This window comes from Pedobacter sp. Leaf41 (assembly GCF_001422545.1).
In the GTDB taxonomy this organism is placed as follows: Bacteria; Bacteroidota; Bacteroidia; order Sphingobacteriales; family Sphingobacteriaceae; genus Pedobacter.
In genome coordinates this window covers 187,641-210,545 of sequence record NZ_LMLE01000001.1, presented here as the reverse complement: position 1 = coordinate 210,545, position 22,905 = coordinate 187,641, and the positions used below count along the sequence as shown (strand labels likewise).

Here is a 22,905-nt window from a genome sequence, read left to right as displayed (position 1 = left end):
ACAATTATTAAATTTTAACGAAAAATGGAGGTAATTGTTTTGCAAGTAGGCCGCTAAGTAATTCTGGAATAGAAATTTACAATTGAACTACCTTGTAACCAAGTACGAGGCGAATGCTAACCAATTTTGAGGAAACTAGGATTTTTTCTGAGCCGTTTTACTTGCGATGGTTTCGCGGGCGTCACTAATTTGACCTTTATATTGATTGGTTTTGATTGAGCTAGCTAGCCATTCGGCTGTTTTCAGATCTCTTAAGGCGAGGGTAAAATCTTTTTTCTTTATTTTAACCTGTACAATTCCTAGAACCGATTCGATGTAAGAATTATTGCTTTTAAGTTGCTTGGCTAAAATACCTTGCTGGGTATAAAACCACATCGATTGTGTGTATTTACTGTTGGCAAGATAAACTTTCCCTAAAAGCTGATAGGTATTCATTAAACCGCTTCTGCTACCCATCTTAGAATAATTTTTGAGCGCAACATTTAAGAGAATCTGTTCAGCATCGCCGAAACGTCCCAATTGGTAGTGCATGTTGCTCATCTTGATGATGGCCTGACCATACTTGGTAAAGTTTTTAACGGCATTATATTCGAAAGCAGCTTTGCCAAATAGCGTTAATGCTTCATTAAAATCACCCTTTTTTTCTAAATCTTCAGCATCATCATAAAAAGAATTTCCATCTTCCAAATCGAACTTAGATACTGCAATAGTGATTGCACTTCCTCCGTTTGGCTCCTGCATATCAGCTTTATCTATATTTTGAGCTTGTAGTTGAAATGACGCGAACAGGCTAAATAAAGCGAATAAATATTTGGACATGCAACAAAAATAATACTTTATATTCAATATTAGCTAAATACCTGTAAATTAACGTCGAAAGATGCCCAAACCATATAGGGATGTGAATCGCAATGGTAGATTTCTCCAGAAGATGTGATACCGATTACCCCAGCGAACCCATCATATACTTTCAGTTCCAGGAAAGTTTTTTCACAGGCTTCTTTTAAGCTAAAGCCATCCGTTACCCGGGTAACAATTTTTGAAGCGGTTGCATTGCTTACAATATCCTCACCTACTCCAGTGCAAGAAATGCCCGCATATTGATTGGCGTAATTCCCTGCTACTGTAGCCGAATCGCTTACCCGGCAAGGAATTTCAAAGCCTTTGCCTCCAGTTGAAGTAGCGACAGCAAGATTGCCATCATCATCGAGCGCTACACAACCCACCGTGCCTAAATTATTTTGTTGATTTAGCTTCTCTTCGTATTCTGCTTGGCGTTGTTTCGTAATTGGACTGAAAAATTCATGACCTTTTTTTCGGGCAAAGTTTTGGGCACCACTTCCACTTAAAACACGGTCATCATAACTCAAGAGATCTTTAGCAATGTAAATAGGATTCTTTACATCTTCCACATTGATCACGCCACTAAACTTTTCAGTTTTGCCATCCATTAAAGATGCACTCAACCTAACCTTCCCATCACTTTGTATCTGCGAACCTATTCCAGCATTAAACAGTTCATTATCTTCCAATAATGCCACGGTATAAACTACAGTTTCTAAAGCGGTATGGGTTTTTAAATATTGATAACCAAGCGTAACGATTTCTGCTAAGGCATCTTGCTTTGCTCTCTTTGTTTCTTGATTGGTTGATGACTCACTAAAAAAGCCACCATGTATAATTAGTTTCATTTTATTAGTATCAAGATTTTTTTATTCAGCATCAAGACTGAAAACGCTCTACTGAAAACTTATTTAAGCTACCGGGATCACTTTTGGATGATGAATCACCAGACTATGGTCGGTTAAGTCGTAAACATCACCATCACACATTACATGTACAACCATATTTTTTATTGATACAGGTTGCCCCATCTCTACATCTGTTAAATTGGTATCGGCCATTTGGCGGCCATCTACCAAAATCACCATCCCAGATCCGATAGCTTCCATTACATGCCCATCTGAAATAAAAAGACCGGTATCTTCGCCTAAACCAATGCCTAAAATACCCGGATTACTGGCTGCAGCATATAATAAACGTCCAATCCTTCCGCGTTGAACAAAATGCGTATCCACAATTACATCATCAATAAAGCCTAGACCCCCAGTAATTTTAACTTCACCTTTTAATAGCGCATCCTTACTACTTCCCTGGTAAATCATGTTTTTTGAACTTGCTGCCGCTCCTGCAGATGTACCTGCAATTACAACTGCTTCGTTTTTATATTTCTCTAAGAGAATTTGATGAATTTTTGTTCCTCCGAATATTGATGAAAGTCTTAATTGATCGCCACCAGTAAAAATAATAACCTCAGCAGCAGCAATTCTTGCATAATTTTCATCGGAGTTTGCTTCCTCACGATTGGTAATATTTAATACACCAACATTATGCACATCTAATTGCGCATAAGCTTTGATATATTCTTCGCCAACTTTTTCAGGCATTAAAGAAGCAGTAGTAATAATTTCGAAGCGTGATTCAATATCTTTAACTGACTCGGTAGTGATTCTCTTTAAAATTCCACGCTCAAAAAAATTCATGTTTTCTGGCAAGCCGAATTGCGTTTCTGCAAAGCTGCCCGTGTTTATTGCTCCACCAATGATGATAAGTTTGCCTTTTGGAACCATTCTTTGTGTATTAGTAATGTATCAAAAAGCCCAAATATATCAGCTTAAGATAAAAAACACGACTTTTTTTGTCAATAATTACTCAATTGTTAACATTCGTTGAAATAAATTTTAATAAAATCGGCTATTCTTTTCATTGAAACAAAACAAATAGGGTTTTATTTTGATTTAGCTATTTGTGGTGTCAATTTCCAAAATAAATGTATAATTTACAATCATCAATTTTACTCCTTAAAATTGATTTAAAAAGGCCATCCCAACGCTTGGTTAACTAAAAAAACGACAAAATATTACATGAAGATATCGAACATACAAGTATTAAGAGGGCCAAATATCTGGTCTATCAGCAGGAAGAAACTTATCCAAATGCGACTGGATTTAGAGGAGCTGGAACAACGGCCAACTAATACAATTGAAGGTTTCAGCGAGCGTATTGAAAAACTATTGCCGAGTATGTTTACACACCGATGCTCTAAAGGTGTGGAAGGTGGCTTTTTCTCCAGAGTAAAAGAAGGTACTTGGATGGGCCATGTTATTGAACATATTGCTTTGGAAATTCAAACCATCGCAGGTATGGAAACAGGATTTGGCCGTACCCGTCAAACTAAAACTGAAGGAATTTATAATGTCGTATTCAGTTATCTGGAAGAGAAAGTTGGCGTTTATGCAGCAGAAGCGGCAGTTAGAATTGCTGAAGCGCTAATTAACAATGAAGAGTATGATCTGGAGCACGACATCAGAAGGATGAAAGAAATCCGTGAGCTTGAAGCTTTAGGGCCAAGTACTGGCTCAATTGTTCAGGAGGCGGTAAGCAGAAATATTCCATGGATCCGTTTAAATAAAAGCTCGCTGGTGCAATTGGGTTACGGTAAAAATCAAGTTCGTTTTAGAGCTACCATGACCGAAAAAACCAGCAGCATTGCCGTGGATATAGCCAGTAATAAAGAAGAAACTAAACGTTTATTAACAGAAGCAGCTATTCCGGTGGCATCAGGCGTTACAATCGCTAATCCTGATGAGCTGGAAGCTTCAGTAAATAAGGTTGGCTTTCCTTTGGTTTTTAAACCGCTCGATGGAAATCATGGGAAAGGCGCAACGATAAATGTAAAAACAATGGAGGCCGCTAAAGCAGCTTTCGAGTATGCCAAAACTTATTCTCGCCGTGTAATTATTGAGAAATTCATCACCGGCTATGATTTTCGTGTTTTGGTAATTGACCATAAAGTAGTTGCCGCAGCACAACGCGATCCTGCCCATGTAAAAGGCAACGGCATTCATACCATTCAAGAATTAATCGATAAGGAAAATGAAGATCCTCGTCGTGGGTATGGACATGAAAACGTATTGACAGAAATTTCTGTAGATCGTGACACACTTGATTTACTTGCTAAAAAAGAATATACATTAGAAACCATTCCAGAAAAAGGCGAGGTTGTCTACTTAAAATCGACTGCAAACTTAAGCACCGGAGGAACATCGATTGATGTAACCGATATTGTTCATCCTCAAAATATTTTCATTTGCGAAAGAATTTCGAGGGTGATTGGTTTAGATATTTGTGGAATTGATATCATGGCGCAAAACCTGACGCAGCCACTTACGGAAAACGGTGGGGTTGTATTGGAAGTAAACGCGGCACCGGGCTTCCGGATGCACCTCGCTCCAAGTGAAGGATTGCCGCGAAATGTAGCAGCTTCAGTGGTTGATATGCTTTATCCTCAGGGCAGATTATCACAAATTCCGATCATTGCTGTAACCGGCACGAATGGAAAAACAACCACCACTCGTTTAATCGCTCACATTATTAGAAGTAACGGTAAGCGAGTTGGTTTTACGACAAGCGACGGGGTTTACGTTCACAACACGATGTTGATGAAAGGTGACACAACCGGACCAGTGAGTGCAGAATTTATTTTAAAAGACCCGACGGTTGAATTTGCTGTTTTAGAAACTGCCCGTGGCGGTATCTTGAGAGCAGGATTAGGGTTTAATGCTTGCGATATTGGTGTTGTTACTAATATTCAGGAAGATCATTTGGGTATTTCCGATATTCATAACCTGGATGATTTAACCCGTGTAAAAGCAGTAGTCATCGGTGCAGTTCGCCGAAAAGGTTGGGCAGTTTTAAATGCTGATAATGGTTATTGTGTAAAAATTGCCAGAGATGCCCGGTGTAATGTGGCTTACTTTAGTATGGATGAGAACAATCCAGTTATCAAAGATCATTGCAAAAAAGGTGGAATTGCTGCTATTTACGAAAATGGATTCATCACCATTAAAACGGGTGATTGGAAACTAAGGGTTGATAAAGCCACGCATATTCCTTTAACATTTGGCGGATCGGTTAACTTTATGATCCAAAATGTTTTGGCAGCAACCCTTGCTGCTTACTTATGGGGCTACAAACCGGAAGATATTCGTTTATCGTTAGAAACTTTCATTCCATCGGCGGCACATACCCCTGGAAGAATGAATGTTTTCAGATTCAAAGACTTTAAAGTTTTGGTAGATTTCGCCCACAATCCCGATGGATTTAACGGTGTGAAGGCTTATTTACAAAGTGTAGAATCAACAGAACATGTAGGTATTATTTCTGGAACTGGCGACAGAAGAGATGAGGACATCATAGAAACTGCTCGTATCTCAGCGCAAATGTTTGATAAAATTTACATCTGTCAGGAGAAATATTTACGAGGAAGGCAACAGCAGGAATTGATTGATTTGTTAGTAAAAGGAATTCAAGAAGTTGATCCTAATAAAGAGATCATCATCAATAACAAGAGCACAGAGTGTTTACAAATAGCGATTGATAATGCAAAAAAAGGATCGTACTTAACCATTTTAAGTAACACGATCGATAATACCATTCAAAGGGTTACCGAACATTTAGATAGGGAATTGGAAGCGTAAACAGATATAGAAAATAAAACCACCTGATAAATTATCGGGTGGTTTTGCTCATTTGACTAAAGCTAACTTACGCTTGAGAATCGCGTAATCTTTTGATTTCATCATGTGAAACTCTTAAAGCCGCTTTCTGATCCGAAATCAATTCTCTGATATTTGCCGGAAGGTCTTCCTCTTCCAAGGCCATTTTATACGCATTTTGAGCTGCATCTTCTCCAAATTCACAATTGTTTAAAACCGTTTGGCGATCGTGACCTGTAAATAAGGCTTTAACATCCATCCACGCTCTATAAATTTTTCCAGAATTAGTTGTTCCTGTTTCAATGTCTTCACCAAATGCAGCTACTTCTGTTGCCAAAGCCATTTTATATTTCTGGCTTTCCTCAATCATACTTAAAAATAATGATTTTAAATCTGCATCGCTATCTTTCAGTTCCGTACGGGCTTTTTCATAGCCTTCAATACGGTCGTTATTAATTTCAATGAGGTCGTTCAATACCTCTGCGGTTGCTGTTGTAGTTTTCATGTTTTTATTGATTTGATGTTAATATTTCAACATGACTCAAAAGAAAAAAGTTTGTCATTTTTCAAAAAACAGTGTTAAAACTGTTCTGGGGTTCCAACGATTAAGGTTTAGTCTCATTTTTTTTACTGAAGCACTAATCACAAACATAGCAGTATTTGTTTTTATAACTGCAAATTGCATATCAAACTAAAAGACGATGATGGCTATTTTTCAAAATCCCCTTGATGGCGGCACCATCTATACGGAAACCAATTTGAACAACTTATTTCCCGAACCGCTTAATGCTATTACAAGCTGTTTCTTTTTATGCATCGCTATATTTTGGACTTTCAAAGTTTGGGGTAAATTCAAACAACATACTTTTCTTAGTCTTGCTTTAGTTTTGCTTTACATCGGAGGAATTGGAGGCACCACTTATCATTCTTTTAGGCGGTGGCCAATTTTTATCATGATGGATTGGATGCCGATAATGCTGCTCTGCCTTTCTGCTGGCGTATATTTTTTAGCCAAATTAACTAAATGGTATTTCGCTGTACTTATCATATTGCTATATGCTTTTTTCCAGTTTTATGTACGGAAATTATTTGCTGATGGTGATTTCCAGATTTTTATCAACATTAACTATGCTTTTATGGCTGCCTTAGTATTGTTTCCAGTTTTCGGCTATTTGTTAAAAACAGGTTGGAGAAACGGAAAATGGGTGGGTTTTGCTTTATTGGCATTTATTTTTGCACTTACATTTCGGATAGCCGATAAATGGGAAATATTGCAAATCGGCACTCATTTTCTATGGCATAGCTTTGGAGCAGTAGCCGCTTTTTGTATGCTCAAATACATCTACTTAGTTAACGTAAAAGATGACAGACCTAATAATAATACTCTTTGAAGGTGTAAAAAGTATATCTTCGCTTTACACTAAACATAATGTTATAAATCAAGAAATTAGTGATTTTGGCTACGCTGATGTTGAGCCTGAATATTGCATCGAATGCACAAAGTATATTGAGTAAAGTTTGGTTCGGCTGCCGCGGCATCTGGCTTAGATGTTAACAGTTTAACATCTGGAGTATTAGGAAAACTTACCCCAGCATTAAGCTTAACGCCTGCACAAAACCAACAGTTACCTCAATAGTTAAAGATTTTTTAGTACAAAAAGCAACAGCTTTAGCTACTCAAAAAACCAACCCTACTGCAGCGCAAACAAAAGTTGGCAAACCAGTTTCTGATCTAAAATCTAATTCAGGAACGATTTTGACGGTAGCACAGTTACCGAAGTTTACTACATTAAAACTTGCATCAGCAACAAATGTATTATCGCAGTTGTTTTATCAAGGTTTTACAATCTAAAAATATTCAAGCCGCAGATTCGTAAGATGAATTAAATCAATTGCGAATGTGCGGCTGTATTTACTAATCTATTAGTGTTTTCTACCCATGGCATATAAAATCCCACCGTATAGATGTTTTAAAAACATATCATCTGTCCAGGTTTCTTTGGTATGCCCCATCGAAGTATAAAAAGATTTACCCCCATCGTATTCATGGTACCAACTAAATGGATGAAACTTTCCGTTTTTACCTCCATTATATGAATTTTCATCAATGGTTAATAGCACCTTGATATCTGGGTTGATGTCTTTAAAGTTGTACAGTTCGTCCTTGTGCATCCAAACCGAATCCTGAAGAAAACGGGTTGCTGCATGCTTACGGTCTTTTACAATAAACCTAGCTTCCTGAACCGCCGGGTGACTAATAAAGTAAGCTCCAGCCAACTTGCCATACCAAGGCCAATCGTATTCTGTATCTGTTGCGGCATGGATTCCTACATAGCCGCCGCCGGCTTGAATATAATGCTCAAATGCAACTTGTTGCTGATCGTCCAAAATATCGCCGGTGGTATTTAAGAAAATTACGGCCGCGTATTTCTTAAGATTATTTTCAGTAAACTGTGCTGCATTTTCGGTGGTATCAACTAAAAAATGGTGCTGATTGCCAAGTTTTGCAATTGCAGTTTTCCCATCACTTATGGAGTTGTGCCTAAAGCCTTTTGTTTTTGAGAAAACTAAAACCCTTGTTGTCTTTCTATCGATGGCGAAACTTTGAGTAAGAAATACTAAGGCAACTAATACAAAAAAAGGAATAATTTTCTTCATAGCAATGGGTTTGGTTAGGTTCGTTTCAGTTGTAAAATTAAGAAAGTTGTTTGATAATTTCTTTACATCTTTCTTCAACTTGATTACAAACCGGGCCGAAAAGCTCATTATCCCAATACGGATCTGTTACCTCATCCTCTGCTAAGAAAAGTTTAATCTTTTGCCGCTCATCATCTGTCCTAGCTAAACGCTTTACATCTGCTAAATTATTGCGATCCATAACCAAGATCAAATCATATTGGCTAAACATATTGTGATTAAACTGTTGCGCCCTTTGTTGGCTAATATCATAACCCAAAACTTTAGCAGCAGCCACACTTCTTTTATCTGGTGCTTTTCCAATATGCCAATCGCCAGTTCCTGCCGATGCAATTTCCCAATTTAAATCTTGTTGCTTTGCAAGGTGTTTCATAATGCCCTCAGCCAAAGGAGATCGGCAAATATTCCCAAGGCATACCATTAAAATTTTTAAATTATTGGGCTTTGTAGACATATTCAAAAGTATAAATTGTGCCACCGGCTGATGTTGTAGATGTAGTTCGGGTTAATTTATTACCCTTTAATGTGAATGGCGATTGTGGTGAAGAGGAAATGGTGATTTGCTCGCCTTCCCTTGTCCACGTTACTGGGCTACTATTCGGATCGTAAAATAAATCGCATAACGCACCATTTGAACCTGATGTAAATATGCCTTTGTCAGAAAATGTTAATGTAGTGGTCGCAGCACAACTTTGAGGCCCCATAAGCTCTAAATAGTTTGTGCTGGTTTTATTTCCGGATGTCATTGCAGGGCTTACCGTAACCGATTCAACACGCCAACTTTTACTGGAAAGTTTTTTATCCAAATCCTTATTGCAAGAAAGTGTTAAGCAGATGGAGAGCAAGAATAGTAGTTTTTTCATACCTTTTGTTTCATTTGTAACGGTTGATAAAATCAGTGCGCTACACCTAAAAGTATAAATTTTTTAAAAAATAAAGCCCCATATTTGAAATATGAGGCTCAATATTAATAAGTTTCACTATCTGGCGGTATGCCATAATCTATGAATTTCTTTGATTTCTGTTCTTTCTTTTTTCCAAACCAACCTTTAACAGAGTTAAAGATTGCTGATAAGTGCTCAGCATCTAATGATTTTCCTACTTTTCCAGATACCAAACCTACAGCAGCTTTAGTTAAAAAGCCAGCACCTCGGAAAATGGTTTTGTTCATAAACATTGGCAGTAGGAGAGACATTGCTGTGCCACTGATGTTCAACTTTTCATCAGCCTTAAACAAATTGCTCGGTGTTGCAAACTTTTTAATGAGTGCACCGAATGTAAACTGTTTTAAAAAGATTTTACCATCGTTTTTGAGCATGTTTTGTTTAAGTGTATACTCCACTTTCAGCTCTAATTTCGCTGCTTGCAAATCTGCTAAAGTTCTGATGTTATACTTTCTCATCTTCTTCCTCCTTATCTGCAAGTTTGTCGAAATATTTTGTAATGGCTACGTTAATAATAGCTTTTTCAATGTATTTGTCTTTAGTTAAATAAACAATAACCGCCAACAAAAGGTATATCCCCGATACACAACCAAATCCTCGTGTATAGCTTCCCAAAACATCTGATAAGAAAAGAGCCAGAGTTACACTACCAAATAAAAATGCCAATATAAAACATACAATTACAGCAGTATTGGTAACTAAATCGGCGAATATTTTTGATACCTTTTCTACAAGGTAAAGTCTTGTATATTCAACCCTTGCTTCCAAAAAGCCTTTGGCGTCTTCAACAAGGTCTTCAATACTTTTTTCTTTATTTTCTTGCATAGTTTTAGATGGAATTTAAATGGGCGCCCGAAGCGCCCAATTAGTTATTATTTTTATGCGTGTTCAACATCGTCACTGTACTCGTCTTCAACGCTTCTTAATTTCGTTTTAATTGAACTAACAACTTTATCCTTTAAACTTGATAAGTTATTAATCTCATCCGCAGCCTTATCTTTAATAGAATCTCCAAGATCTTTTAACGATTGGCTTAATTTGTCACGGGTTTCGTCACCTTTATCTGGCGCAAATAAGATACCTAAAGCGGCACCAGCAGCTAATCCTGCTAAAAGAGCAACTACTACTTTTGAGTTATCATTCATAATTAATTATTTTAAGGGTTTAACATTCACAATATAAGAAATACTATATTACATTATTGTTAAGCTATAAATTATAACTCATTAAGCTCATTATTTGTTTTAATTCTTTCCAATCTTTCTGATGCGAGCGTACTGGTTTCGTAAATCTTAACAAGCAAAATAAAATAAGATAATAATAGCGGACCAAAAACGAGTCCTAAAATTCCAAATAATGGGATACCAATAATTACGCCAATTACTGTTATTATGGGGTGAATGTTGCCAACTTTTTTTGCAATGATGAATCGAAGTACATTATCGATGTTAATGACGACAACAAAGCCGAAAATTAGCATTGCCCACCCGGCAAAGTTATTTCCGTTCGCAATTTGCAGGATAGCCGCTGGCACAAAAACTACAGGCGGCCCCAGAATAGGAACGAAAGATATAAAAGTGGTAATTACCCCCCAGAATACCGGATCTTTGTAACCTAAAATGTAAAAAGATAAGCTCACCAATGAACCTTGTACCAGGCAAATTAAACCCTGCCCCAATACGTTTGCATAAGTTGTATTTCGCATTTCATCGCCAAAGCGCAGTGCATTTTGTTCTCTAAGAGGTGCGTATTTAATTAAAGAACGCTCAAAGGTTTTGCGCTCGATGAGCATGAAGTATAGTAAAAAGTACATCACCAAAAGGCTTAGTATAATATTTACAGCACTCGAAATTAAGGAAGGAAATAACTCTGTTGCCCAGTTACCCAGCCGATTTAATCCATCTTGAATCACATCTTGATTGATATTAAAGGGAACTAAATGCTGAAGTTTAACCAATATATTTTTGAAAAATATTTCGTTGTTTTTAAGCTCGGATATTTTACTGATTACCATGCTGCTTAATGCATAAAATGGTAGCACAATCAGCAAAATGCTGATCACGATTAGAAAAATAGCTACTAATCTTTTATTCCATCGTTTCACTTCAGCGAGGTGAATATAAGCTGGCCGCATGATGGTGTATAGCACCAAAGTACTGAGAATTGCACTAAAAATTGCTTGTAAAGAATACGCAATTAAAAGCCCGAGTGCTATAATAATAACGAGGTTGATGTTATTGCGTTGCTTAAATGAAAATACCGACATAAAGTGATGTTTGGTATTCTCTTAATAGCAAAAAGTTAGGTTTTGTTTTGGCCTATGAAAAGATTATTCCTGATCTTCAATCTTTATCGCCTTGATTTTATTGTATAGTGTTTTTCTATCGATGTTTAAGATTTGGGCTGCTTTTGTTTTATTGAAATTTGTTTCTTTTAAAACGCCAAGAATCGTATCATACTCTGCTTCTTGCGCAGCATTTTTCAAATCCTTAGGCTTATCGCTATGCTTTGATTTTATTTGTTTCAAAATCTGTTCGCGATCGAAATCCTTGGCATAGTTTGAAAGCTCCAAAGGCAATACATCAACCTGAATTTCACTTCCATCGGTTAACAACGAAACCCTGCGGATTACATTTTTCAGTTCCCTTACATTTCCTGGCCAGCTGTAATTTAGGAAACAATTTTTAACGCCTTCACTAAAACCCTTGATGTTTTTATTGAGCTCTTGATTTGCCACTGCTAAAAACTTATCGGCAAAGATTAAGATATCATTTCCTCGTTTTTTTAAGGAAGGGAGATGGATAGAAAATTCATTAAAGCGATGGAATAAATCCTCTCGAAATGTTCCCTTACCAATATTATCGACTAAATTTTCGTTGGTAGCTACAATAATACGGACATCTAAATCAATTTCTTTAGTACTGCCAATACGTTTAACTTTTCTTTCCTGCACCGTTCTGAGCAAGGTGGCTTGAATTTCGTAAGATAAGTTACCTATCTCATCTAAAAATAACGTACCTCCATTTGCCTGCTCAAAGTGGCCAATTTTAGTGTAGAGTGCACCGGTAAACGAGCCTTTCTCATGGCCAAAAAACTCACTTCCAGCAAGTTCTTTAGTTAACGAACCGCAATCCATCGCTACAAACGGCTTATCTCTTCTCAAACTATTTAAATGGATAGTTTTGGCTACACACTCTTTCCCTGTACCGCTTTTACCGGTTAAAATAATGCTATAAGAAGTTGGTGCTATTAACTGAATTTGTTTAAGCAAAGTGGCCGAAACCTCGCTTTGACCATCAATGTACTCGGTGTAATTTACATAATCAGACTCTGTTTCATGCTTCTTTCCAGGTCTGCCTTTGTTTTCGTTGAGGGCTCTTTGTGTCTCAAGAGCTTTATTAATGGTATTTAAAATCTCATCAGGATATAGCGGTTTTGTAATATAATCGTAGGCCCCTAATTTAATAAGCTCGACCGCTAATTTGATATCTGAGTATCCGGTAATGATAATCACGCCGGTTGTTGGGTAATTCTCCTTTATTTTAATTAAAATTTCTCTTCCATCTGTGTCGTCCAGGCGGTAATCGCATAACACCAAATCAAACGCTTCATTCGTCATTATATCTAACGCGGAAGCGCCGGTAATGGCGTTTGCTACCTCAAAACCATTCCTTGTAAGAAACTTCGATAATAATAAACCAATGTTTACTTCATCATCAACAATCAGAATCTTTTTTTTCATGAGCATCATCCGTTTTTACACTATCTAAAGCTCTATAATCGGGAGAAAGAATTTATTTAAGGAGCGTAGAATATTAGTACATAATTACTTAAAATAAATTGATTTGGGAAATATTTTCTACACTTATTTTAATTTTATGCCGAATTAATCATACAATCTTACTACTTTCCGAGGAAATTAGCTTTCCTCTTTTCTATAAAAGCTGATACGCCTTCTTTAAAATCAGAAGTTTCAAAACATTCTCCAAACTCTTCGATTTCAACATTGTAACCATTACTACCGGTAAGGGATGCATTCACTGATTTAATTGCCGCAGCAATGGCCAGAGGCGCACGTTGTTTTATCAGGTTCAAAATCTCAGCCGATTTGCTAATGAGATCAGACAAAGGCACAGCGTAATTAACAAGCCCAATTTTTTCCGCATCAACAGCGTTGATTAGGTTGGCCGAGGTAATTAATTCAATAGCTTTGCCTTTACCAACCAATTGCGTTAAACGCTGCGTGCCCCCGTAACCTGGAATCAGACCTAAAGTAACTTCTGGTAAGCCTAGTTTAGCTGTATCGGCTGCAACACGCATATGGCATGCCATTGCCAGTTCCAATCCGCCGCCTAAAGCAAAACCATTAATGGCAGCGATAAACGGTTTCGACGAATTTTCAATCGCATTAAAAACATTTTGCTGACCTTTTCGTGCTAACTCCTCACCTTGTTTACCGCTATAATCTGAAAATTCTTTAATATCGGCTCCAGCAACGAAAGCTTTTTCGCCAGAACCCGTTAATATTACCCCTCTTACCTCGTCAGTTTCTCCCGCAAATTTTATTACCTCAGCTAATTCATCCAAAGTAGCCTTATTCAATGCATTTAAAGCTTTTTCCCTGTTGATGGTAACGTATAAGATGTTTTCTTTTATTTCTGCTATTAAATTCTGATATGCCATAACTAAAAATTTCTATTTTCTATAACCCAATTTTTAATATACTCTACAATGCTTGCCATAGTTGTTCCAGGAGGAAATAATTCTCCAACACCCAACTCAGCAAGTTTTTTTCGGTCACCTTCCGGAATAATTCCTCCTCCAGTTAATAATACATCATCAAGTTGTTTTTTTTTCATAAAATGAATAATTTTTGGAAAAACCGTCATGTGGGCTCCAGATAGGATGGAAATTCCAATGGCATCAACATCTTCCTGCAAAGCCGTATTTACCACCATTTCTGGCGTCTGGCGCAGGCCGGTATAAATCACTTCCATACCTGCATCACGAAGTGAAGTAGCGATCACTTTAGCCCCTCTGTCATGACCATCAAGGCCTACTTTGGCAACCAGAACGCGTATAGGTCGGTTTAATACTTTGCTCATAATGAATATTAAGTTGAGGTAAATGTATTGAATTTTCTTTTACGGAAATAGGGTTTAGGGAAATGGGGAATGGGAAATGGGAAGTAGGTGAGAGGCATAAGGCCACCTATTTCCAATTTCAACCTCAATCAAATCAAATAAGAAATAGAAACAAGCGCCCTAACCTATTTCCCATTTCCTTTTCTCCTACTTTATTCCAATCAAATACGAAACAGAAACAAGCACCCAACATATTTCCAATTCCTAATACCTAACCTCAATCAAATCAAATAAGAAATAGAAACGAGTGCCCAACCTATTTTCAATTTCCTATTCTCTAAGCTACTGCTCAATACAATTCCCTATTCTCCAATTTCCCCTAATCTATTTTTTAATCATTACCTAATTCCGCTCAATCTTTTTACATTTGCATTCCTAATTTACAGGTTTTTATGAGTGAAGAGAAGTCATTGAACTTTATTGAAGAAATTGTTGAGAACGACTTGAATAGTGGCAAGTATAAAACATTGGTTACGCGTTTTCCGCCAGAACCGAATGGATACTTACACATTGGCCATGCCAAAGCGATATGCTTAAACTTCGGACTAACACAAAAATACGGCGGTTACACCAACCTTCGTTTTGATGATACCAATCCGGTTACGGAAAAAACGGAATACGTAAACAGCCAGCAAGAAGACATTAAATGGCTGGGTTTTAATTGGAAAAACGAATTATACGCTTCAGATTATTTTGATCAACTATACTCATTTGCAGTTAAGCTTATCGAAAAAGGTTTAGCTTATGTTGATGAAAGTACGGCAGATGAGATTGCCGCTTTAAAAGGCACACCTACAGAACCTGGCCAAGATAGCCCTTATCGCAACAGAAGCATAGCCGAAAACCTTGATATCTTCGGAAGAATGAAAAGCGGCGAATTTCCAGACGGTGCTTACACCCTGAGGGCGAAAATCGATATGGCTAGTCCGAATATGTTAATGCGTGACCCAATTGTTTACCGCATTAAACACGCGGAGCATCACCGCACGGGCAACAAATGGTGCATTTACCCTATGTATGATTTTGCGCATGGACAGAGCGACAGTATAGAAAACATTACCCATTCCATTTGTACCTTGGAGTATGTTTCGCACCGCGAATTATACGATTGGTTTATAGAACAGTTAGAAATATTTCCATCTAAGCAATATGAATTTGCCCGTTTAAACCTTACTTCCACAGTAATGAGTAAACGCAAGCTGCTGCAACTGGTTAATGAAAATTTGGTTAGTGGATGGGACGACCCCCGCATGCCTACTATTTCCGGTTTACGCAGAAGAGGTTTTACACCAAAAAGTGTGCGTGAATTTTGCGAACGTATTGGTATTGCGAAACGTGAGAATTTAATTGAGCTGAGCTTGTTAGAGTTTTGTATCCGTGAGGATTTAAATAAAACTGCTAATCGAGTGATGGCTGTTTTAGATCCTATTAAATTAATCATTACCAATTATGAAAAGGGTACTGAAGATTTAATCGGCGAGAACAATCCGGAAGCTGAAGATCACGGCGGTACACGTGTGATTCCGTTTAGTAATGAGCTTTGGATTGAGCGTGAAGATTTTATGGAAGTTCCGGCGAAGAAATGGTTCCGTTTGGCACCTGGAGCAATGGTTCGTTTAAAGTTCGCTTACATTGTGAAGTGCGAAGATTTTGTGAAAGATGAAAATGGAAATGTAACGGAAATCCATTGTACTTATATTCCTGAATCGAAAAGTGGAAATGATACCAGTGGAATTAACGTAAAAGGAACGATCCATTGGGTGAGTGCACAACATGCGAAAACTGCAGAGATTCGTTTGTACGACCGATTGTTCACCTCCGAAACCCCAGATGCAGAAGAAGGTGATTTTAAGGACTATTTAAACCCGGAAAGTTTAACGGTGTTACCGAATGCTTATATCGAGCCAGCTCTGGCTGATGCCGATTTAGATAGCCGTTATCAGTTTATTCGTAAAGGATATTTCTGCCTGGATAAAGATTCAACCGCTAATCAATTGGTTTTCAATAGAACGGTGACACTAAAGGATACTTTTAAGAAGCCCAATTAATCAACGCTTTTTTTAACCATACATAAACACGGATGAGCACAGATTCATCCGTGTTTTTTTATGCTTATTGCAATCGAGAATTTCAAAAGAAGCGCAGAAATAAAACGCTATTGAGTTCCTCTGTAAAGTTTAAATGAATAAAGCTGCTGATACCAGCAACTTATATTTTAGCTAACTATCTTAATACTTTGTATAAACATTGTACAGTACCAAAATATCTACTGGTGTTAAAGTTTTAGTGATATCAGTTTGTATGAAATGGATTTTAAAGGCTTCGATTGCAGCCGGTAAGTTTGCCGTATTGTAACCGATGTATTTTAGCGCTTTTTCGGTATCGAAATCGGCCGGTGGATTCTTCAGTACATCATCATACCAAAAGCCAAATCCTTTATCCGCTAGCTTTTTCCAGGGGAAATTTTTTGGATCATTTTTACGGCCAGGTGCAATATCGGCATGGCCGATGAAGTTCGCTGTTGGAATATTATAGGTTTTCTTCAAGGTTGCCAGCAATTTAAGCAAGCTGTTGATTTGTGCATCTTGCCAAACATCGCCAATACCGTTATTATCTAATTCAATACCGATGGATGAAGAATTCAAATCCGTATCCTTACCCCATTTGCTTACGCCCGCATGGTTTGCACGAAGATAATCATTAACCATATGTACAACTTTCCCGTCTCTACTGATTACATAGTGAGCGCTTGTTCCTGCCCTGGTAGAGTGGAAGGTTTTGATGGTTTGGTTTAAACTATCTTGAGCCGTGTGATGGATAACTACAAAATTAGGTTTGCGTATGCCAAAGTTTACAGAACCAACCCAGGTTTGATTTGCTGTACTTAAAGAATCGTAAAGTTGCCCTGCGGGTGGCGTGCTGCTGATAATTTTCGAGAAATCTTTGGCTTTCGTTTTATAAACTTTTTCGGTTGCTGCATATTTATTAGATCCACACGAATAAAGTAAAACTATAAGTGTCGTAACTAAAACTGGCGAATATTTAGGGAAATTAAATGATGACATGTTTTGATTTGTTGATTGTTGAAGTTACAAAGTTATGCGAAACTATCTCCAATGCATCAAACTTTATACAATGGTTTTAAATTTTACTAATTTAGCAACCATATCTATTAAATATGAACAAATTATACAAATCTACCATATACTTTTCGCTTGCAATTACTGGAACATTGTTTCTGTCGGGTTGCACTGGTGACACCAAAAGCAATACCGATAATGGTATCGTGGTAGAAAGAGATAGCTTAAATGAATATGTAGCGCAAAGACTTCCAATTTACGAACGCGTTAAGCTAACAAGTAACATTAATGATTTAAGCGTTAACGATCGAAAAATTTTGCCTTTGCTTATTCAGGCGGCAGAAATTATGGACGACTTGTACTGGAAGCAAGCCTATCCGCAACGCGACAGTTTGATGGCCACAATTAAGGACGAAAAAATCAGGGAATTTGTAAACATTAATTATGGCCCGTGGGATAGGTTGAACAATGAAAAACCTTTTGTTGCTGGTGTTGGTGCCAAGCCAGAAGGTGCTTCTTTTTATCCTTACGGAATCACTAAAGAAGAAATTGAGAAATCTGACTTGAAAGATAAATATGGTGCGTATTCGGTTATCCAAAAAGATACTGCAGGTAAACTGACCACTGTTCCTTATCATGTTTTATTTGCTGCCGAATTGCAGAAGGCAAGTTCGCTTTTAAAACAAGCTGCTTTAATTGCCGAAGATGCAGGGCTGAAAAAGTATTTGAACTTACGGGCTGATGCTTTAGTCACTGACAATTTCACCGCCAGCGATTATGCATGGTTAGATATGAAAACGAATGGCCTTGACATCATTATCGGCCCGATTGAAAATTATGAGGATAAACTTTTTAATGCCCGCACCAGCTACGAAGCTTATGTTTTAATTAAAGACAAAGAGTGGAGCAAGCGCTTAGCTAAGTATGTAAAAATGCTTCCTGAACTCCAAAAAAACCTACCGGTTGCAGCCAAATATAAAACGGAAACGCCAGGAACAGACTCAGAATTGAATGCATATGATGTGGTTTATTACGCAGGAGACTGTAATGCCGGTTCGAAAACCATTGCTGTAAATCTACCTAATGATGAAAAAATTCAGCAGGAAAAAGGCACACGCAGATCACAATTGAAAAATGCCATGCAAGCTAAATTCGATAAGATCCTTGTTCCTATCTCTAAAGAATTAATTGATGCTGACCAGCAAAAATATATCAAGTTTGATGCTTTTTTCGCCAACGTCATGTTTCACGAGGTAGCCCATGGTTTAGGTATTAAAAAAACGGTTACTGGAAAAGGATTTGTTCGTGAAGCGCTGAAAGAGCAATATAGCTGGCTTGAAGAAGGCAAAGCCGATGTTTTAGGTTTATACATGGTAACAGGTTTATTAAAGAAAGGTGAGTTATCTGGCGATATTAAAGATTACTACACCACCTTTATGGCTGGAATTTTAAGATCAGTAAGGTTTGGCGTATCCGAAGCACACGGAAAAGCCAATATGCAATGTTTCAATTACTTTAAGGAAAAGGGTGCTTTTGAGCGTACTGATAAAGGAACATATAAAGTTAACTACGAAAAATTTGCTACCGCTATGAATGAATTAAGTGCATTCATTGTTACTTTGCAGGGTAATGGAGATAAAGTTGCTGTTGAAAAAGCGCAAAAGGAAAAAGCTGTAATTTCCTCAGAATTGCAAAAAGATTTAGATCGCTTAACCAGAAAAAACATCCCTGTTGATGTTGTTTTTGAACAGGGCGTAGATGTGTTGGGTGTAAAATAAAAATTCATTTTTAAAGTCGGAGCCGCAGATTTGCAGATTTTTCTGTTCATCTGCGGTTTTTTTTATGCACGGCCCTTCGTTCATTAAGCCTGACAGAAACGAAAATCCTTTTAAATTAAATTCACTTTCGGTTCCAGTAAACAATCAATTTAAAAGATTGTAGTGGATGGCAGGGCTACAGATGCCACCTAATTCTGCCTTTGACTTTCTAAAATTAAATGGTCAACAGAAATACTTCATTCCCACTTTTTTTCTTCCTCCTGTAACCTTTCTTAAAAACCATCGTCTTACTGATAACTAAACAACGGAAACCGTTCGTTTCCCAAGCTAAACTTTAAATAATAAGGCAAAATAAAAGTGCGTCTAACCAGTCGCGTGGAATTTCATTGTCCTGATTTTTTAAAAACTAATACCATAAAAATGAAACTTTTTTACAAAATATCATTCCTCATTTTCGCTGCGTTTTCAGCGTTATCTGTTAATGCGCAAACCGATACGAAATTTAATATTACAGGAAAAATTGTAGATGAAACAAAAAAGCCCGCTGACTTCGTAACTGTTGTTCTTTACAAAGCAACTGATTCGAGCATTGTAAAAACTGCCTTGACAGATCAAAATGGCAGTTTCGGTTTCTCGGTTTCAACCAAGGGAAATTACTTTTACAAAGCCAGTAATATGGGTTACAAAGTTTATAAAAGTAAAGTAGAAACGCTGGGCGATGATCAACAAATTGATTTTGGCACCGTTCAACTGGCATCTACCACTCAAAATTTAAAAGAAGTAACCGTTGCAGCGAACGTTCCACTAGTAGAACGCAAAATGGATAGAACGGTAATGAATGTGGCCAGCAGTTCTATCGCGTCTGGTTCTACCGCACTCGAATTATTACAGAAAGCGCCTGGGGTAAATGTAGATCAGAACGACAACATTTCGATGCAAGGTAAACAAGGCGTACTGATTCAAATAGATGGGAAACAGACTTACATGAGTAGCGGCGATGTAGCTAATTTGTTGAGAGGAATGCAAAGTTCGGAAATAGAAACTATCGAATTAATTACGAATCCATCAGCGAAATATGATGCTGCCGGTAACTCCGGAATTATCAATATTAAAACCAAAAAAAATAAAGGGGGCGGAACAAACGGAAGTGTAACCGGGGCTTTGGGCAGGGGTAAAAAATTTAGATCTAGCGCAGGTGGCAGCTTAAATCATCGTACGAAATCATTAAATCTGTTTGGAAACTATAACTATAACCAGAGAGACCGAGAGACTTTTATGGAAATAGACAGGATTGCAAACGTTTCGCCCAGCAACCGTTACTTCTCTCAACGCAGTGATTTTAGCAAAAAAAATCATGGACAGAATTTTAAAGTTGGCGCAGATTATTTCATCAATAAAAATAATACGCTTGGTGTTTTGGTAACAGGTTACGAAGGAAGTAATATTGAAAACTCAGTTAATGCAACCCGAATTGGTGGTACATTTACTCAACAAGATTCTTCCGTTTTAGCCAATAATGTGATTAGAAATAAGTACAACAACCTATCCTACAATTTAAACTACAAATCTGTTCTTGATACCGCAGGGCAAGAAATTACGATTGATTTGGATTATGGAAGATATAAAGGAAATGATGATGCAGATTATGTAAGCGACTACTTTTTTAATAACGGTAGCCTGATCAGGCCAACGGTAGTTACCAGAAACATCACGCCATCGGTTATCAATATTAAGGCTTTCAAGGTTGACTACGCACTGCCTTTGAAAAAACAAATGAAGTTAGAAGCGGGTTTAAAAAGCAGTTGGGTAACTACTGATAACAATTTAATTGCTGAGCAATTTTTAAACAACAATTGGCAAAACAATGCTTTGCTTAGCAACCAATTTGTATACGATGAAAATGTGAATGCAGCTTACGTTAATTTTAATAAACAATTCAAAAAAACCAGTATTCAACTGGGGGTGAGGGCAGAACAAACCAGTTCGAAAGGAAATTCAATTACGACGAATAAGATTATAGAACGCGAATATCTTGATTTTTTTCCAAGTGTTTTTATTAACCAAACATTGAACAAGAACAATGATATCAGTCTTTCCTACAGTCGCAGAATCGACCGTCCAAGCTACGATGCTTTGAATCCTTTTGTTTACTTTTTAGATCAATACACCTATAGTCAGGGTAACCCATTTTTGAATCCACAGTACACCAATAATTTTGAATTCACGTATTTGCTAAAGAAAAAGTATTCGGCCACATTGAATTATAGTAAAACTACAGATGTGATTACAGAGGTAATTCTTCCTGACAATGAAAAGCAGGCGCTGTACCAAACCAACCAAAATATTGCCACTCAAAACGCATATTCATTGGTATTAAATGCTCCTGTAAATTTGACTAAATGGTGGAGTAGCAATAATAATTTAAACATGTTTCACATCAGGTTTAAAACGCCCGACATTGCTGGCCAATCGCTGGATAACAAGAGCACTTCTTTCCAGTTTAAATCGCAACACAGCTTTAAAATTCAGCCAGGTTTAGCAGCCGAACTTAATTTCAGCTATGATAGTCCGGTTACTTTTGGGGTGATGGAAATAAGAACACGTTACGGCTTTGATGCAGGGATAAGCAAAACATTTTTAGCGAAAAAAGCAAGTTTAAAACTAGCTGCTAACGATATCTTCAATACGCAGATTAATAATATCAGAAGTGCCTTTCCAGGACTTTATTACACTCTTTACGGACTGAACGATAGACAATCGGTAAGTTTAACGTTTACCTACCGATTTGGTAAAAATGAGATTAAACCTGCCCGTAACCGAAGCACAGGTTTGGAAGCCGAACAAGGCCGGATGAAAAATTAATTTGAGATGATTAGGCCACCAACATATTGGTGGCTTTTTTTGTGGAATGTCTTTTATGCTTTCATCTTATGTTTGAAAACAGAAAGCAAACCTTTAACTTCATGCCATGGAAACCGATTTAATTATTTCAGCGATTGATGCCTTACATAAACAAGCAGATCAGGCCATGCAGTTAAAAGATGGCGATACTTATTTCCAAGTATTTGATCCTTCTTTTCAATTTACCGGATCGGATAATAAAACTTTAAATCTTCGTGATTATAAGGCGGAGATCCAAGGTTTTTTTAGGCGAGCAAAAAGCATAGAAACGAGCCATTACCGCATTAAATCATCTATAGAAAATGAAATTTTTACGGAGAAAATTGCCCGGAAGTCCGTAATTGTTAAACCTAACTTATTGGTTTTTTCAAAAAAGCAAACCATACAAACGGAAGAAATTTACCAATGGAGAAATTTAGGCGGCGAATGGAAGGTAATGTCTATTGAAGTGGTTTTGGAAGAGAAATATTAAATTATGTCCTTTTCGCCCCCCCCAGTGAATAGCTGCAATGAGATTGCCACAACACGATGAAGAATCGTTTTTCGCAATGACGGAGTGTGTTATAAAAATGACTGGATTTAAAATGAATGCATTTGGGCAGGCATATAAGTTGGATTTGTTTTGTTGAGAATTTTTTGAACTAAATTGATTGCACTTGGCGTCATTGCGAAAATATTCTCCGATTTCTCATCGGTAATATTTGTGGCAATCTTCCTAGATGAGTTGCCTGCATAAAGGCCAATGTCAATTGCTTTCAACAGTATCGGTAATTTATGAATGATTTAACCAGTTCGAAAAATCA

Annotated in this window: 22 protein-coding genes; 6 read left to right on the top strand and 16 right to left on the bottom strand. The window is 37.3% G+C overall.

Features of this window, described 5'->3' with window-relative positions; translation table 11 throughout:
- Positions 1-135: 135 nt before the first annotated feature.
- The 3 genes from ASE92_RS00910 to ASE92_RS00900 all read right to left on the bottom strand — a co-directional run bounded on the left by ASE92_RS00910 (position 136) and on the right by ASE92_RS00900 (position 2,630).
- On the bottom strand, positions 136-819 hold the full coding sequence (locus tag ASE92_RS00910; RefSeq protein ID WP_056848240.1) for a hypothetical protein: 684 nt from the start codon (positions 817-819) through the stop codon (positions 136-138).
- Between the two features lie 29 nt (positions 820-848).
- On the bottom strand, positions 849-1,691 hold the full coding sequence (locus ASE92_RS00905) for an isoaspartyl peptidase/L-asparaginase (protein ID WP_056848239.1): 843 nt from the start codon (positions 1,689-1,691) through the stop codon (positions 849-851).
- Between the two features lie 63 nt (positions 1,692-1,754).
- The gene (locus tag ASE92_RS00900; RefSeq protein WP_056848238.1) at positions 1,755-2,630 is read right to left on the bottom strand and encodes a cyanophycinase; all 876 of its coding nucleotides are present in this window, start codon (positions 2,628-2,630) and stop codon (positions 1,755-1,757) included.
- 294 nt (positions 2,631-2,924) lie between these two features.
- Here ASE92_RS00900 and cphA point away from each other — a divergent pair, with 294 nt between their 5' ends.
- Positions 2,925-5,540: a cyanophycin synthetase gene (gene cphA / locus ASE92_RS00895; RefSeq protein ID WP_056848237.1), complete on the top strand. Its 2,616-nt coding sequence runs from the start codon at positions 2,925-2,927 to the stop codon at positions 5,538-5,540.
- A gap of 67 nt (positions 5,541-5,607) precedes the next feature.
- Here the strand turns inward: cphA and ASE92_RS00890 are convergent, their stop codons facing one another.
- Positions 5,608-6,063, bottom strand: a complete 456-nt coding sequence (locus ASE92_RS00890; RefSeq protein WP_056848236.1) for a PA2169 family four-helix-bundle protein — start codon at positions 6,061-6,063, stop codon at positions 5,608-5,610.
- Positions 6,064-6,259: 196 nt separating this feature from the next.
- Here ASE92_RS00890 and ASE92_RS00885 point away from each other — a divergent pair, with 196 nt between their 5' ends.
- Entirely contained in the window at positions 6,260-6,949 is a 690-nt protein-coding gene (locus ASE92_RS00885) for a hypothetical protein (RefSeq protein WP_082454867.1), read from the top strand.
- Positions 6,950-7,481: 532 nt separating this feature from the next.
- Here the strand turns inward: ASE92_RS00885 and ASE92_RS00880 are convergent.
- The 10 genes from ASE92_RS00880 to ASE92_RS00835 all read right to left on the bottom strand — a co-directional run bounded on the left by ASE92_RS00880 (position 7,482) and on the right by ASE92_RS00835 (position 14,304).
- A complete protein-coding gene (locus tag ASE92_RS00880) occupies positions 7,482-8,216 on the bottom strand; it encodes a ThuA domain-containing protein (RefSeq protein ID WP_056849230.1) in 735 nt (244 codons plus the stop codon).
- A gap of 37 nt (positions 8,217-8,253) precedes the next feature.
- Positions 8,254-8,676, bottom strand: a complete 423-nt coding sequence (locus ASE92_RS00875; RefSeq protein WP_082454938.1) for a low molecular weight protein-tyrosine-phosphatase — start codon at positions 8,674-8,676, stop codon at positions 8,254-8,256.
- Between the two features lie 13 nt (positions 8,677-8,689).
- Positions 8,690-9,118, bottom strand: coding sequence for a hypothetical protein (locus ASE92_RS00870; RefSeq protein WP_056848234.1), 429 nt, complete (start codon positions 9,116-9,118; stop codon positions 8,690-8,692).
- A gap of 104 nt (positions 9,119-9,222) precedes the next feature.
- A complete protein-coding gene (locus tag ASE92_RS00865) occupies positions 9,223-9,657 on the bottom strand; it encodes a hypothetical protein (protein WP_056848233.1) in 435 nt (144 codons plus the stop codon).
- Positions 9,644-10,024, bottom strand: coding sequence for a phage holin family protein (locus ASE92_RS00860; RefSeq protein WP_056848232.1), 381 nt, complete (start codon positions 10,022-10,024; stop codon positions 9,644-9,646). The genes ASE92_RS00865 and ASE92_RS00860 overlap by 14 nt, the downstream gene beginning before the upstream one ends.
- 53 nt (positions 10,025-10,077) lie before the next feature.
- On the bottom strand, positions 10,078-10,344 hold the full coding sequence (locus ASE92_RS00855; RefSeq protein WP_056848231.1) for a YtxH domain-containing protein: 267 nt from the start codon (positions 10,342-10,344) through the stop codon (positions 10,078-10,080).
- A gap of 71 nt (positions 10,345-10,415) precedes the next feature.
- Positions 10,416-11,465 carry an AI-2E family transporter gene (locus ASE92_RS00850; RefSeq protein ID WP_056848230.1) on the bottom strand — a complete coding sequence of 350 codons (1,050 nt, stop codon included), beginning with the start codon at positions 11,463-11,465 and terminating at the stop codon, positions 10,416-10,418.
- Between the two features lie 63 nt (positions 11,466-11,528).
- A complete protein-coding gene (locus ASE92_RS00845; RefSeq protein WP_056849229.1) occupies positions 11,529-12,941 on the bottom strand; it encodes a sigma-54 dependent transcriptional regulator in 1,413 nt (470 codons plus the stop codon).
- Between the two features lie 161 nt (positions 12,942-13,102).
- The gene (locus ASE92_RS00840; protein ID WP_056848229.1) at positions 13,103-13,882 is read right to left on the bottom strand and encodes an enoyl-CoA hydratase/isomerase family protein; all 780 of its coding nucleotides are present in this window, start codon (positions 13,880-13,882) and stop codon (positions 13,103-13,105) included.
- Between the two features lie 2 nt (positions 13,883-13,884).
- Positions 13,885-14,304, bottom strand: a complete 420-nt coding sequence (locus ASE92_RS00835; protein ID WP_056848228.1) for a cobalamin B12-binding domain-containing protein — start codon at positions 14,302-14,304, stop codon at positions 13,885-13,887.
- Between the two features lie 431 nt (positions 14,305-14,735).
- On the opposite strand from ASE92_RS00835, the gene ASE92_RS00825 reads away from it, so the two are divergent.
- Positions 14,736-16,391, top strand: coding sequence for a glutamine--tRNA ligase/YqeY domain fusion protein (locus tag ASE92_RS00825; RefSeq protein WP_056848226.1), 1,656 nt, complete (start codon positions 14,736-14,738; stop codon positions 16,389-16,391).
- A gap of 180 nt (positions 16,392-16,571) precedes the next feature.
- Here the strand turns inward: ASE92_RS00825 and ASE92_RS00820 are convergent, their stop codons facing one another.
- Entirely contained in the window at positions 16,572-17,408 is an 837-nt protein-coding gene (locus ASE92_RS00820; protein ID WP_056848225.1) for an N-acetylmuramoyl-L-alanine amidase, read from the bottom strand.
- 113 nt (positions 17,409-17,521) lie between these two features.
- Between ASE92_RS00820 and ASE92_RS00815 the strand changes: the two genes are divergently transcribed.
- From ASE92_RS00815 to ASE92_RS00805, 3 genes are all read left to right on the top strand, one after another.
- Entirely contained in the window at positions 17,522-19,201 is a 1,680-nt protein-coding gene (locus tag ASE92_RS00815; RefSeq protein WP_056848224.1) for a Zn-dependent hydrolase, read from the top strand.
- Between the two features lie 420 nt (positions 19,202-19,621).
- A complete protein-coding gene (locus ASE92_RS00810; protein ID WP_056848223.1) occupies positions 19,622-22,063 on the top strand; it encodes an outer membrane beta-barrel protein in 2,442 nt (813 codons plus the stop codon).
- 106 nt (positions 22,064-22,169) lie between these two features.
- Entirely contained in the window at positions 22,170-22,574 is a 405-nt protein-coding gene (locus tag ASE92_RS00805; RefSeq protein ID WP_056848222.1) for a hypothetical protein, read from the top strand.
- A 107-nt stretch (positions 22,575-22,681) separates the two neighbouring features.
- Here ASE92_RS00805 and ASE92_RS00800 read toward each other — a convergent pair whose 3' ends face one another.
- On the bottom strand, positions 22,682-22,861 hold the full coding sequence (locus tag ASE92_RS00800; RefSeq protein WP_056848221.1) for a hypothetical protein: 180 nt from the start codon (positions 22,859-22,861) through the stop codon (positions 22,682-22,684).
- Positions 22,862-22,905: the final 44 nt, after the last annotated feature.